Genomic DNA, 12,604 nt, shown 5'->3' with positions numbered 1-12,604 from the left:
TTTCGCGGAGTAGGCCTTAGGCAACAGCGGAATTCGCGGAGAGAGGCGACGATGTCGAGCCTGCCCATGCAAGTCGCCTTGATGCTCGGCGAGACCATCGTGAAGGTGATCCCGGTCACCCTGGTGCTCGCGTCCGTGTTCACCGTGCTGGAGCATTTCTGGGCCTGCAATCCCGGCGCGCCGTGGTGGCGCAAGCGGGAGATCGTCACCGACATCTGCTACTGGTTCTTCGTCCCGGTGTTCGCCCGCACCATGCGGATCGGGCTGCTGGTCGTCGGCGCTAGCGTCGTCTTCAACATTCACGACGCCGACGAGCTCATCGCCTTCTACGACAATGGCCACGGTCCGCTGGCGCAATTGCCGCTGTGGCTGCAGGCCCTGCTGTTCCTGGTGCTGTCCGATTTCATGCTGTACTGGCTGCACCGGCTATTCCACGACGGCGGCTTCTGGAAATATCACGCCGTCCATCATTCGTCGGAGGAGATCGGCTGGATCTCCGCGGCGCGCTTCCATCCGGTCAATCTCTTGCTCGGCACGATCAGCGTCGACGTCGTGCTGCTGATGGCAGGCATCTCTCCGAACGTCATGGTCTGGGTCGGCCCGTTCACCACCTTCCACTCGGCCTTCGTGCACGCCAACCTGAACTGGACCTTCGGACCGTTCAAATACGTGCTGGCGACCCCGGTATTCCACCGTTGGCACCACACCTCGCTGGCAGAGGGCGGCGACACCAATTTCGCCGGAACGTTCCCGATCTGGGACGTGCTGTTCGGCACCTTCCGCATGCCGGAGGGCAAGCTGCCGCAGGATTACGGCAAAGACGAAGCGGCCATGCCCAAGGAGATCGGGGGCCAGCTCGCCTATCCGTTCCGGCACTGAAGTGTGATCCGGAAGGTGCGGAGCCGTTTTCCGGCAATATCATGCGCAAAACAACAACCTAAAGCGCGATGACGATTCATCCAACTCATCACGCTCTAGGGGGCGGGCCCGCAAACGTCCGTCCGTTCAAACAATACGCGGCGAGTTTGCGGAACGTTCACGAATTAAAGGCAGGTTAGCCGGGTCGGGTACCGGCTCCGCTGTATTCGGTCGCTTCTGCCGGTTTGTGACGTCCCGGGGGTAAGAGTATGCGTAAAGAAATGCTGCGCCGTCATGTGCGCGTCTGTGTTCTGGTTGCCGCCGCGGTGCTGGCATCGCCAGCCGCCGGCCTCGCCGAGCCCGCCGCCGATACCATCGCCGTCAATGTCGATCAGGCCAAGCTGGTGCGGCTGCCCGGCAAGGTGGCGACCATCGTGGTGGGCAATCCCCTGATCGCCGACGTCACGCTCCAGCCCGGCGGCATGATCGTCGTCACCGGAAAAGGCTACGGGGCCACCAACTTCATCGCGCTCGACCGCGGCGGCGAGATTCTGGTGGACCGCCAGATCCAGGTCGAAGGTCCGAGCGACCGGCTCGTCACCGTCTATCGCGGGGTCGAGCGGGAGTCCTACAGCTGCGTGCCGCTTTGCCAGCGCCGCGTGACGCTCGGCGACAGCGACGCCTATTTCAACAACGCGATGAGCCAGGCCGGTACGCTGAGCAGCAGCGCCAGCGGCGGTGCCGGCGCGGCCGCCAAGCCGAACTAGCCGACCCGAGGGTCTTGATCCCGCGAGGCCGCTCCCGATTCGAGAGCGGCACCTCCTTGCATGCCGTGCTGCCGGGCGTGCTTGGTTAACGCATTCTATACGGCGCGGTCCGCCGGAGGCGGATCGTCTGAAACACTTAGACAATCAGTTTCCGCTATTGAACGGGCAGATCATCGCCGGCCGCTGGGAAATTTGACGAGATGCCATCGCCTGCACCTACGAGGTTCACGTTCAGGAAAGCGCTGCTCCGGTTTCGCGGCAACCGCCGCGGCTCCGCAGCCGTCGAGTTTGCGCTGGTCGCACCGATGTTCTTCGCGCTGCTGTTCGCGATCATCGAGACGGCGCTCATGTTCTTCTCCAGTCAGGTGCTCGAGACCATCGCGCAGGACTCGGCGCGCGCGATTCTGACCGGCCAGGCTCAGGCACAGGGCGGCTCGGTGGCGGCCTGCCAGAGCGCGCCCAACACCGTCGTTGCCTGCGATCAGACGACGTTCAAGACCTTCGTCTGCACCAAGATCCCGGCGCTGTTCGATTGCAGCAAGCTGTACGTCGACGTCGTCAGCACCAGCTCCTTCGGGACGCTCAACCTCACCAACTTCGGCAATTCCTGCACCTTCAGCCCCTCCGGCATGCAGTACAATGCCGGAACCTCCGGTCAGGTCGTCGTGGTGCGCCTGTTTTATCAATGGCCGCTCATCGTCACCGGCCTGGGCTACAACGCGGGCTGCAGCAACAAGCGGCTGATGGTGGCGACGGTGGCGTTCAAGAACGAACCCTTCTGAGGCAGATGAATCCGGGCGGATCAATGCGGGCAATTGCGAACATCTGGTGGAATGCACGCTGCTCCGTGCGCGGCTTCGTCGCCGACAAGCGCGCGCTGGCGGCGACCGAATTCGCGGTCATCGTGCCGCTGATGCTGGTGATGTTCTTCGGCACCGTCGAATTCTCGTCCGCCGTGGCGATCGACCGCAAAATCACGTTGATCGCGCGGACGCTGTCTGATCTTACGTCACAATCGACCTCGCTCAACGATGCCGGCATGAAGGATACGTTCACGGCAAGCATCTCCGTCGTCATGCCTTACGACGCTACGCTCGTGAAGGGCACGATCTCCCAGATCTACATCGACGCCAACAGCGTCGCCAAGGTCCAGTGGAGCAAGGCCGGCACGATTGCGAGCGGCGCGACGCAAGCCACGCTGGCGACCTCGGCTCGGAACGCCGGCGACACGGTCACCACGATGATTCCCCCGGCACTCTTGATTCCGTCGAGCTATCTCATCCTGAGCGAAGCCAACTACACCTACACGCCGACCATCGGCTACGTGTTGAAGTCGAGCGTGACCCTGAGCGATCTCTCCTACACGCGGCCGCGTCAGGTCACCTGCGTGCCCTACAACAACGTGCCGTCGACGTGTTGAGATCTGTCGGCCGTCCGTGACATGAAAAAGGCCGTGCGTTGCGCACGGCCTTTTTGCTTTGGCTCGCTGATCGGGCCAGCGGCCCGACGCGGTCAGCCCGCAGCGCGCAGGTTGTCCGCTGCCGACTTGCCGGAACGGCGGTCGGCCACGATCTCGTAGGAGATCTTCTGGCCCTCGCGCAGCGAGCCGAGGCCGGCGCGTTCCACGGCGCTGATGTGAACGAACACGTCCTGGCCGCCGTCGTCGGGCTGAATGAAGCCGAAGCCCTTGGTTGCGTTAAACCACTTCACGGTTCCCATGCTCATGGGGTAGTCCTTCTCAGATAACACAATGTCGGAGCCCGCTCGCGCGGGCAGGGTTAGATCGAATTTCTGGAAGGGTCGTCAGCGTGTCTGAACCGGCTGTACCGGTGGATGCCAATGTCGTCCGGCCGAAAATCGATTAATTCATTTTATCGGAAGCAACGGTTCGAAACAATCCGGACGCGCACGATTTTTTGATCCGCCGCGATGTCGACGGCGGATCAACCTACAGATCGGAATTCGAACCCGCGCCGCAGCCGACTAGCGGCGGCGGAACTGGCCGCCGCGCTGTCCGGGACGGGGCGGTCCGCCCGGCGTGCTGGGACGTTCGTCCTTGTGGCGGAAAATCAGCCGGCCCTTCTCGAGGTCATAGGGCGACATCTCCACGGTCACGCGGTCGCCCGCGAGCGTCTTGATGCGGTTCTTCTTCATCTTGCCGGCGGTATAGGCAACGATCTCGTGTCCGGCGTCGAGCTGCACGCGGTAGCGGGCATCGGGGAGGATTTCGGTGACCAGTCCTTCGAACTGGATCAGCTCTTCCTTAGCCATGAATGTCTCCAGGTCGTGGACGGCTAGTGCGAATAGGGTTTGCGGTTCGGTTGGCTGTTTGGCCGACTCTGGCGGCGCAAAAAGGCAACGCCTTGTATCCCATCAGGGGTCCCGGCGCTATGCGCGGAACGCTGTTCCGGACGGTCGACAGGCGACGAATGCATCTTACCACCGGAGCGGCGGCGGCGAGAACCCTTGGAGGCATTTGGGCCACTGCCGGGCCGTCCGTCGGCATGCCTCGGCTCGGCGTGCCGGCCTTCACCATGCCTGCCGTCGCCTTGCTTGCCGGCACTATGGTGGCGCCCGTCGGCATGCCGTTCGTCGGCGCGCCGTCCGTCACCGTGCCGTGCGCCTTGCGGGCGCTGGCCCGGACGACCGCCCGGCCGGCCATGTCGCTGCTGCGAGGGAGCGGCACCGGGATCACGGCGGCCGGCGTCGGTGCGGTGGTCCTCCCGCTGCAGGGCGACGCGAATCAGCCGCTCGATGTCGCGCAGATAGCCGAGCTCCTCGCCGCCCGCCACCAGCGAGATCGCGGTGCCGTCGGCGCCGGCACGCGCGGTGCGACCGATACGGTGGACGTAGGTCTCCGGCACGTTCGGCAGGTCGAAGTTGATGACGTGGCTGATGCCGTCGACGTCGATGCCGCGGGCTGCGATGTCGGTGGCGACCAGGGTGCGGATCTCGCCCGAGCGGAACTGGGCGAGCGTGCGCTCGCGATGGTTCTGCGACTTGTTGCCGTGGATGGCGTTGGCGGCGATCCCGGCCTTGGCCAGCGTCTTCACCACCTTGTCGGCGCCGTGCTTGGTGCGGGTGAAGACCAGCGCGCGGTTGATCGCTTCGTCCTGCAGCAGCTTGGTCAGGAAGGCCGGCTTGGCCGCGAAGTCGACCTGCAGGATGCGCTGGTTGATCCGCTCGGCGGTCGAGGACACCGGGGTCACCGCGACACGGGCGGGGTCGCGCAGCATGGAATCGGCGAGCTCGGCGATGTCCTTCGGCATGGTGGCCGAGAAGAACAGCGTCTGCCGCTTGATCGGCAGCTTGGCGACGATTTTGCGGATGTCGTTGATGAAGCCCATGTCGAGCATGCGGTCGGCTTCGTCGAGCACGAGGAACTCGACGCTTGAAAGCTTCAAACCGTTGCTCTGCACGAGGTCGAGCAGGCGGCCTGGGGTGGCGACCAGCACGTCGACGCCCTGCATCAGCGCGCGGACCTGACGGCCCATCGGCACGCCGCCAATCGCGAGCGTCGAGGACAGGCGGATGTGGCGGCCATAGGCGTTGAAGCTGTCGAGGATCTGCCCGGACAGCTCCCGGGTCGGCGACAGCACCAGCACGCGGGCGGTCTTGGGCTGCGGCTTGATGCGGTTCTCGAGCAGACGATGCAGGATCGGCAGCGCGAAGGACGCGGTCTTGCCGGTACCGGTCTGGGCGATGCCGACGACGTCGCGACCGGTCAATGCCAGCGGGATGGTCTGGGCCTGGATCGGAGTGGGGGTGACGTAATTTTCTTCACGAAGAGCGCGTGCGATCGGTTCGGCGAGGCCGAAGTCCTGAAACGAAGTCAAAAGAGGGGTTCTTTCCATGTCAAAAGCGAACGCCCGGCGCATCAGCGCGGCGCGCGCAAAAGGGGTGTCGAGAAGACACCTGCGTGTTTGGGGTGTCGGTTGGCTTGGGAGAGATGGGGCAAGCCAGAGGCCCGTAGAGGGCTTAAGAACACGCGGCTCGCTACGACCCCTTGATTCGCAAGAGGTCTCGACCATTCATATGGAACATCGAGCGGGCGGTTTCAAGGCAGATGCGTCAGAAACAGCGGGTGCGCCGCAGAAATACGACTGCCGGAAATTTAGACAAAACGGGCAATGTGCTCAAATAGAAGTCTGCTTGCCGCTTTCGCATACATTTGTATTGCTCATAATTTAGGCGACTGAACCGCGGCGAAACTTCGATTCCGGGTGATTAGACAAATAAATTCAATGGGTTGATGGGTGCTCAGCCCATGGCATGGTTCTTGCGATTCCGTTAATCGCAGGCGGCCGTGGGGCCGTTTCGCAGCGTTTTTCACGTCTGCGTCAGGGAGATGAGGCACTCATGTTTAACAAATCCACTCACGATATAGCGGCGTCATTTAGCCGCCGCGGCGTGCTCGCCGCGACCGCCGGACTGATGCTCGGTCTGGCTTCATTGACTGGCGCAAAGGCTGCCGACGACACCATCAAGGTGGGTGTCCTCCACTCCCTGTCCGGCACCATGGCAATCAGCGAAACCACGCTGAAGGACACCATCCTCTTCCTGATCGACGAGCAGAACAAGAAGGGCGGCGTGCTCGGCAAGAAGCTGGAAGCCGTCGTCGTCGATCCCGCATCGAACTGGCCGCTGTTCGCCGAAAAGGCGCGCGAGCTGATCACCAAGAACAAGGTCTCGGTCGTGTTCGGCTGCTGGACCTCGGTGTCGCGCAAGTCGGTGCTCCCAGTGTTCAAGGAGCTCAACAGCATCCTGTTCTACCCCGTGCAATACGAGGGTGAGGAGAGCGAGCGCAACGTGTTCTACACGGGTGCCGCGCCGAACCAGCAGGCGATCCCCGCCGTCGACTACCTCATGAAGGACGAGAAGGTGAAGCGCTGGGTGCTCGCGGGCACCGACTACGTCTATCCGCGCACCACCAACAAGATCCTGGAAGCCTATCTGAAGTCGAAGGGTGTCGCCCAGGAAGACATCATGATCAACTACACGCCGTTCGGTCACTCCGACTGGCAGACGATCGTGGCCGACATCAAGAAGTTCGGCTCGGCCGGCAAGAAGACCGCGGTGGTCTCGACCATCAACGGCGACGCCAACGTTCCCTTCTACAAGGAGCTCGGCAACCAGGGCATCAAGGCCAAGGACATCCCTGTGGTGGCGTTCTCGGTGGGTGAGGAAGAACTCGCCGGCATCGACACCAAGCCGCTGGTCGGCCACCTCGCCGCCTGGAACTACTTCCAGTCGATCAAGTCACCGGAGAACGAGAAGTTCATCAAGGCGTGGCAGGCCTACACCAAGAATCCGAAGCGCGTGACCAACGATCCGATGGAAGCGCACGTGATCGGCTTCGACATGTGGGTCAAGGCGGTCGAGAAGGTGAAGTCGACCGATCCCGACAAGGTGATCGACGCTCTCCCGGGCATCGAAGCCAAGAACCTGACCGGCGGCACCTCCAAGATGCTCCCGAACCACCATATCACCAAGCCGGTGTTCATCGGCGAGATCAAGGGCAACGGCCAGTTCGACGTGGTTTGGAAGACCCCGAGCCTCGTCCCCGGCGATGCCTGGTCGAAGGAGCTCGACGGCTCCAAGGACCTGATCGGCGACTGGGTCGGCAAGAAGTGCGGCAACTTCAACACCAAGACCAACAAGTGCCTCGGCTCGGGCTCCTGATCCCGATCTGATACTCCATTGCAAGATCGGAGAGGGCGGCGATCCCGCCGCCTTCTCCACTCATTTCTGCCGGGGTCATTCACAGTGCCAGCCCATTTGTCCGCCCGTCTCTGTTCGCTTGCACTCTCGTTGTTCCTGATTGCGTTTGCGCTGCCGGCCTTCGCCGGTCCGTTCGAGGATGCGGTCGCCAAATTCGCCAACGATGATTTTTCCGACACGGAAGAGGCGATCGGTGTGATCGCGGGCAGCGGCAGCAAGCTGGCTTTTCCGATCATCAATGCGCTGCAGGACGGCCGCCTCATGGCCGATCCTGACAGCAAGAAGGTCTACGTCACCGGTGCAGACGGCAAGTCGATCGACGCTGCGACCGGCGAGGCCGTCGCCAGCGTTCCCGACAGCGCGAGCGCGGTTCGCCTCAACAACCGCCTGCGCCGCAGCGTCGATGCCGCTCTCGGCAGCCTGACGCTGCAGTCTCCGGACGTCGGCACGCGCCTGCAGGCCGCGCAATCCGTCTTCAAGTCGCACGAGGAGACCGCGCTCGAGGCGGTCGATGCCGCGCTTGCCAAGGAGGCCAACAAATCCGTCAAGGTGGTGCTCGCTGAGGCCCGCGCGGCGATCCTGCTGTTCAAGCCCGACGCCACCGAGGTCGAGAAGCTCGAAGCGGTCGCAACCCTCAAGGCTCGGGGCGACCAGGATGCGCTGGCGCTGCTCACGGGCATGGGCGATCAGCCGGCCTCTGTCACCAAGGCTGCCGCGAGCGCGATCGGCTCGATCCAGAATTCGCTCGCGGTCTGGTCGATGGTGCAGAATGCCTGGTACGGCCTCTCGCTCGGCTCGGTGCTGCTGCTCGCCGCGATCGGGCTCGCCATCACCTTCGGCGTGATGGGCGTCATCAACATGGCGCATGGCGAGATGGTGATGATCGGGGCCTACACCACCTTCGTGGTGCAGGAGGTGATCCGCACCCGCTATCCCGGCCTGTTCGACTATTCGCTCTTGATCGCCGTGCCGCTCGCCTTCCTCGTCGCCGGCGCGATCGGCGTCTTGATCGAGCGCAGCATCATCCGCTTCCTCTACGGCCGGCCGCTCGAGACGCTGCTCGCGACCTGGGGCCTGTCGCTGGTGCTGCAGCAGGCGGTGCGCACCATGTTCGGTCCCACCAACCGCGAGGTCGGCAACCCCTCCTGGATGAGCGGCGCGTTCGAGCTCGGCCAGATCACCATCACCTACAACCGGCTCTGGATCCTCGTCTTCACGCTCGCCGTGTTCGCGATTTTGCTCGCGATGCTGCGCTACACCGCGCTCGGCCTCGAAATGCGCGCGGTGACGCAGAACCGCCGCATGGCGGCCTCGATGGGCATCGCCACCTCGCGCGTCGACGCGCTGACCTTCGGCCTCGGCTCGGGCATTGCCGGGATTGCCGGCGTGGCGCTGTCGCAGATCGACAATGTCAGCCCCAATCTCGGCCAGAGCTACATCATCGACAGCTTCATGGTCGTGGTGTTCGGCGGGGTCGGCAATCTCTGGGGCACGCTGGTCGGCGCCTTCACGCTCGGTATCGCCAACAAGTTCCTGGAGCCGGTCGCCGGCGCCGTGCTCGGCAAGATCGCGATCCTGGTTCTCATCATCCTGTTCATTCAAAAGCGGCCGCGCGGCCTGTTCGCGCTCAAGGGCCGTGCGGTGGAAGCATGACCCCTCACATGCTGACGCGATCGCTGGACCGCAGCGCGACGATCTTCCTTGCCGTCGTCGCGGCCTGCGGCATCCTCATTCCGCTCTCCAACCTGCTGCTGCCCGCGGGCTCGTTCCTGCAGGTGCCGACCTATCTTGTCGCGCTCTGGGGCAAGTATGTCTGCTACGCCATCCTGGCGCTGTCGATCGACCTGATCTGGGGCTATTGCGGCATCCTCTCGCTCGGCCACGGCGCTTTCTTCGCGCTCGGCGGCTACGCCATGGGCATGTACCTGATGCGGCAGATCGGCACCCGCGGCGTCTACGGCAATCCGGTTCTGCCCGACTTCATGGTGTTCCTGAACTGGGAGAAGCTGCCCTGGTACTGGTACGGCTTCGACATGTTCTGGTTCGCAGCGCTGATGGTGCTGGTCGTGCCCGGTCTGCTCGCCTTCTGCTTCGGCTGGCTCGCCTTCCGATCACGTGTCACCGGCGTCTATCTGTCGATCATCACGCAGGCGATGACCTATGCGCTGCTGCTCGCCTTCTTCCGCAACGACTTTGGTTTTGGCGGCAATAACGGCCTGACCGACTTCAAGGATATCCTCGGTTTCAATGTCCAGGCGGAGGGGACGCGCGCGGCGCTGTTCGCGCTGAGCTGCCTGGCGCTGATCGTCGGCTTCCTGATCTGCCGCGCCATCGTCTCCTCGAAGCTCGGCAAGGTCTTGATAGCCGTGCGCGATGCGGAATCGCGCACGCGCTTCCTCGGCTACCGCGTCGAATCCTACAAGCTGTTCGTGTTCACGGTGTCGGCCTGCATGGCCGGCGTTGCCGGCGCGCTCTACGTGCCGCAGGTCGGCATCATCAACCCGAGCGAATTCGCGCCGGGCAATTCGATCGAGGCGGTGATCTGGGTCGCGGTCGGCGGCCGCGGCACGCTGGTCGGCGCCGCGCTCGGCGCCGTCGTCGTCAACTACGCCAAGACGTTCTTCACCTCGGGCGTGCTGGCGCCGTACTGGCTGTTCATGCTGGGCGCCCTGTTCATCCTCGTGACGCTGCTGCTGCCCAAGGGCATCGTCGGCACCTTCAACGCCTGGTGGGATCAGTCCAAGGAAAAGCGCACCGCCGCGACCACAGCGAGCGCCGCGGCCGAAGACGGCGTCACCGAACCCAAGATGGCGGAGTAAGCGGTCATGAACGTCATGGACACCCGCGCGACTTCCGCGATGCTCTACCTGGATGGCGTGCACGTCTCCTTCGACGGCTTCCACGCCATCAACAATCTGTCGCTGACGCTCGCGCCCGGCGAGATGCGCGCCATCATCGGCCCGAACGGCGCCGGCAAGACCACGATGATGGACATCATCACCGGCAAGACCAAGCCGGACGAGGGCACCGTGCTGTTCGATGGCGTCACCGACCTGACGCGCCTCGACGAGACCCGCATCGCCGAACTCGGCATCGGCCGCAAATTCCAGAAGCCGACGGTGTTCGAGAGCCAGACCGTGCAGGACAACCTGCTGCTGGCGCTCAATGTCGATCACAGCGTCAAGGCCACGCTGTTCTGGCGCGGCAGCAAGGCGGAGTCCGAGCGCATCGACAAGGTGCTGGAGACGATCCGCCTCACCGAGGCCCGCAATCGCCTCGCCGGCAGCCTCAGCCATGGCCAGAAGCAATGGCTGGAGATCGGCATGCTGCTGGCGCAGGATCCGAAGCTGCTGCTGGTCGACGAGCCCGTCGCGGGAATGACCGACGTCGAGACGCATCTCACCGCCGAGCTGCTGAAGGAAATCAACAAGACCCACACCGTCATGGTGGTCGAGCACGACATGACCTTCGTGCGCGAGCTCGGCGTCAAGGTCACCTGCCTGCATGAAGGCACGGTGCTCGCGGAGGGGACCATCGACCAGGTCTCGTCCAACGAGCGGGTGATTGAAGTGTATCTCGGAAGGTAGCGAACGGCGAACAGGGAATGGCGAATGGATCGGTCGCTTCTTCTATTCGCTACTCGCCATTCGCTATTCGCCCGCAAAGGTGTTTCCGATGCTTGAAGTGAAAGATATCAATCTCTACTACGGTGCTGCCCAGGCGCTGCGCGGCGTCTCGATCTCGGCCGAGCCCGGCAAGGTGACCTGCGTGCTCGGGCGCAACGGCGTCGGCAAGACATCGCTGCTGCGCGCGATGGTCGGGCAATATCCGATCTCCTCGGGCGCGATCGTGTTCGACGGCAACGATATCACCGGCCTCAGGCCGTATGAGCGGGCGCGCAAGGGCATCGGCTTCGTGCCGCAGGGCCGCGAGATCTTCCCGCTGCTGACGGTCGAGGAGAACCTCAAGACCGGCTTCGGTCCACTCAAGCGCGAGGACAAGCACATCCCCGACGACGTGTTCTCGCTGTTTCCGGTGCTGCAATCCATGCTCGGCCGGCGCGGTGGCGACCTCTCCGGCGGCCAGCAGCAGCAGCTCGCGATCGGCCGGGCGCTGGTGATGCGGCCGAAACTGCTGCTGCTCGACGAGCCGACCGAGGGCATCCAGCCCTCGATCATCAAGGACATCGGCCGCGCCATTTCCTACCTGCGCAACCTCGGCAACATCGCCATCGTGCTGGTCGAACAATATCTCGACTTTGCCTGCGAACTCGGCGACAGTTTCGCGGTGATGGATCGCGGCGCGGTGAAGTTCACCTGCGACCGCTCCAATCTCGATCCTGGCGAGATCAGCCGCCAGATGGCGCTGTAAGCCATTCTGCCGCGACCGGCTGGGGGAGACGGATGCGCAGCGAAGTGTCAGCCACATCCACGCTGTTCGAGGCCAACCGTGCGCGCGGCGCGGTGCGCTTCGACGTGCATGCGCGCGATGGCGTGACGCGACGCGGCGCCTTGCATGAATCCGGTTCGCTCCGCGTCCGCTTTCCCTCGCCGGAAGATCAGGGCCTGTGCGGCGTGTTCGTGAACACGGCCGGCGGAGTTGCCGGTGGCGATCGCTTTGATATCGAGATATCCGCGGCGGAAGCAGCGCGGCTGACGCTGACCACAGCGGCCGCCGAAAAGGTCTATCGCACGCCCGGAGCGGCAGCGCAGCTCAACATCGCCCTGAAGGTCGGGGCGGGCGCACATCTTGCCTGGCTGCCCCAGGAGACGATTCTGTTCGACCGTGCCCGCGTGCAGCGCCGCTTCGACATCGACCTCGACGAGGCGGCCTCATTCCTGCTGTGCGAGATCGTGGTGTTCGGCCGCACCGCCATGGGCGAGCGGATGGAGCAGGGCGAGTTCGTCGACCGCTGGCGGCTGCGCCGCGGCGGCCGGCTGGTGTTCGCAGAAACCGTCCGGCTCGACGGCGATATTGGCGGCAAGCTTGCGCGGTCCGCGGTCGCCAAAGGTGGCGCGGCGATCGGCACGGCCCTGATCGTGCCCGGCGACGAAGCCCTGGTCGAGCGCATCCGGGAGGCGTCGGAATCGTTCTCCGGCGAGGTCGGAATCTCGGCCTGGAATGGCTTTGCAATGGCGCGGTTCTGTGCCCAAGATGCGGCGCGCTTGCGCGCCGACATGATGACGGTGCTGGCGCGCACCGGTGCGGCCCTGCCGCGGCTTTGGCTGAACTAGACTGGTTGAATTGACGTGTTGAAC

13 protein-coding genes are annotated in these 12,604 nt (G+C 63.9%); 10 read left to right on the top strand and 3 right to left on the bottom strand.

Translation table 11 applies throughout. The annotated features are described in order from the left end of the window. The first annotated feature begins 51 nt into the window (after nt 1–51). The 4 genes from AC24YW_RS07150 to AC24YW_RS07135 all read left to right on the top strand — a co-directional run bounded on the left by AC24YW_RS07150 (nt 52) and on the right by AC24YW_RS07135 (nt 3,045). The gene (locus AC24YW_RS07150; protein ID WP_487482064.1) at nt 52–879 is read left to right on the top strand and encodes a sterol desaturase family protein; all 828 of its coding nucleotides are present in this window, start codon (nt 52–54) and stop codon (nt 877–879) included. 248 nt (nt 880–1,127) lie between these two features. Next, nucleotides 1,128–1,625: a pilus assembly protein N-terminal domain-containing protein gene (locus AC24YW_RS07145; protein ID WP_197960574.1), complete on the top strand. Its 498-nt coding sequence runs from the start codon at nt 1,128–1,130 to the stop codon at nt 1,623–1,625. A 200-nt stretch (nt 1,626–1,825) separates the two neighbouring features. Next, complete coding sequence (locus AC24YW_RS07140; protein WP_487482063.1) at nt 1,826–2,407, top strand: TadE/TadG family type IV pilus assembly protein; 582 nt, start codon at nt 1,826–1,828, stop codon at nt 2,405–2,407. 23 nt (nt 2,408–2,430) lie between these two features. Further along, on the top strand, nt 2,431–3,045 hold the full coding sequence (locus AC24YW_RS07135; protein ID WP_487482062.1) for a TadE/TadG family type IV pilus assembly protein: 615 nt from the start codon (nt 2,431–2,433) through the stop codon (nt 3,043–3,045). Between the two features lie 92 nt (nt 3,046–3,137). Here the strand turns inward: AC24YW_RS07135 and AC24YW_RS07130 are convergent, their stop codons facing one another. The 3 genes from AC24YW_RS07130 to AC24YW_RS07120 all read right to left on the bottom strand — a co-directional run bounded on the left by AC24YW_RS07130 (nt 3,138) and on the right by AC24YW_RS07120 (nt 5,503). Then, nucleotides 3,138–3,350 (bottom strand): cold-shock protein, encoded by a 213-nt coding sequence (locus tag AC24YW_RS07130; protein ID WP_014439634.1) that lies wholly within the window; start codon nt 3,348–3,350, stop codon nt 3,138–3,140. 258 nt (nt 3,351–3,608) lie between these two features. After that, nucleotides 3,609–3,896: a translation initiation factor IF-1 gene (infA, locus tag AC24YW_RS07125; protein ID WP_035998101.1), complete on the bottom strand. Its 288-nt coding sequence runs from the start codon at nt 3,894–3,896 to the stop codon at nt 3,609–3,611. 23 nt (nt 3,897–3,919) lie between these two features. Beyond that, nucleotides 3,920–5,503: a DEAD/DEAH box helicase gene (locus AC24YW_RS07120; RefSeq protein WP_487482061.1), complete on the bottom strand. Its 1,584-nt coding sequence runs from the start codon at nt 5,501–5,503 to the stop codon at nt 3,920–3,922. A gap of 481 nt (nt 5,504–5,984) precedes the next feature. Here AC24YW_RS07120 and urtA point away from each other — a divergent pair, with 481 nt between their 5' ends. The 6 genes from urtA to AC24YW_RS07090 all read left to right on the top strand — a co-directional run bounded on the left by urtA (nt 5,985) and on the right by AC24YW_RS07090 (nt 12,580). Beyond that, nucleotides 5,985–7,307 carry an urea ABC transporter substrate-binding protein gene (gene urtA / locus AC24YW_RS07115; RefSeq protein WP_193760479.1) on the top strand — a complete coding sequence of 441 codons (1,323 nt, stop codon included), beginning with the start codon at nt 5,985–5,987 and terminating at the stop codon, nt 7,305–7,307. Between the two features lie 84 nt (nt 7,308–7,391). Further along, nucleotides 7,392–8,999: an urea ABC transporter permease subunit UrtB gene (urtB, locus tag AC24YW_RS07110; protein ID WP_487482060.1), complete on the top strand. Its 1,608-nt coding sequence runs from the start codon at nt 7,392–7,394 to the stop codon at nt 8,997–8,999. Further along, nucleotides 8,996–10,165, top strand: a complete 1,170-nt coding sequence (urtC, locus tag AC24YW_RS07105; RefSeq protein ID WP_487482059.1) for an urea ABC transporter permease subunit UrtC — start codon at nt 8,996–8,998, stop codon at nt 10,163–10,165. Before urtB ends, urtC begins: the two co-directional genes overlap by 4 nt. 6 nt (nt 10,166–10,171) lie before the next feature. Beyond that, nucleotides 10,172–10,933, top strand: coding sequence for an urea ABC transporter ATP-binding protein UrtD (gene urtD / locus AC24YW_RS07100; protein ID WP_487482058.1), 762 nt, complete (start codon nt 10,172–10,174; stop codon nt 10,931–10,933). Between the two features lie 88 nt (nt 10,934–11,021). Beyond that, a complete protein-coding gene (gene urtE, locus AC24YW_RS07095) occupies nt 11,022–11,717 on the top strand; it encodes an urea ABC transporter ATP-binding subunit UrtE (RefSeq protein WP_487482057.1) in 696 nt (231 codons plus the stop codon). 44 nt (nt 11,718–11,761) lie between these two features. Next, complete coding sequence (locus AC24YW_RS07090) at nt 11,762–12,580, top strand: urease accessory protein UreD (RefSeq protein ID WP_487482056.1); 819 nt, start codon at nt 11,762–11,764, stop codon at nt 12,578–12,580. The last annotated feature ends 24 nt before the right edge of the window (nt 12,581–12,604 follow it).

It is taken from the genome of Bradyrhizobium sp. USDA3516 (assembly GCF_057651995.1).
This window is presented reverse-complemented; position numbering and strand designations above follow the sequence as displayed.

Excerpts from the sequence above, each read along its gene's own strand:
- AC24YW_RS07150 (WP_487482064.1), top strand. The coding sequence starts at position 52 with ATGTCGAGCCTGCCCATGCAAGTCGCCTTGATGCTCGGCGAGACCATC.
- AC24YW_RS07145 (WP_197960574.1), top strand. The coding sequence starts at position 1,128 with ATGCGTAAAGAAATGCTGCGCCGTCATGTGCGCGTCTGTGTTCTGGTT.
- AC24YW_RS07140 (WP_487482063.1), top strand. The coding sequence starts at position 1,826 with ATGCCATCGCCTGCACCTACGAGGTTCACGTTCAGGAAAGCGCTGCTC.
- AC24YW_RS07135 (WP_487482062.1), top strand. The coding sequence starts at position 2,431 with ATGCGGGCAATTGCGAACATCTGGTGGAATGCACGCTGCTCCGTGCGC.
- AC24YW_RS07130 (WP_014439634.1), bottom strand. The coding sequence starts at position 3,350 with ATGAGCATGGGAACCGTGAAGTGGTTTAACGCAACCAAGGGCTTCGGC.
- infA (WP_035998101.1), bottom strand. The coding sequence starts at position 3,896 with ATGGCTAAGGAAGAGCTGATCCAGTTCGAAGGACTGGTCACCGAAATC.
- AC24YW_RS07120 (WP_487482061.1), bottom strand. The coding sequence starts at position 5,503 with ATGCGCCGGGCGTTCGCTTTTGACATGGAAAGAACCCCTCTTTTGACT.
- urtA (WP_193760479.1), top strand. The coding sequence starts at position 5,985 with ATGTTTAACAAATCCACTCACGATATAGCGGCGTCATTTAGCCGCCGC.
- urtC (WP_487482059.1), top strand. The coding sequence starts at position 8,996 with ATGACCCCTCACATGCTGACGCGATCGCTGGACCGCAGCGCGACGATC.
- urtD (WP_487482058.1), top strand. The coding sequence starts at position 10,172 with ATGAACGTCATGGACACCCGCGCGACTTCCGCGATGCTCTACCTGGAT.
- urtE (WP_487482057.1), top strand. The coding sequence starts at position 11,022 with ATGCTTGAAGTGAAAGATATCAATCTCTACTACGGTGCTGCCCAGGCG.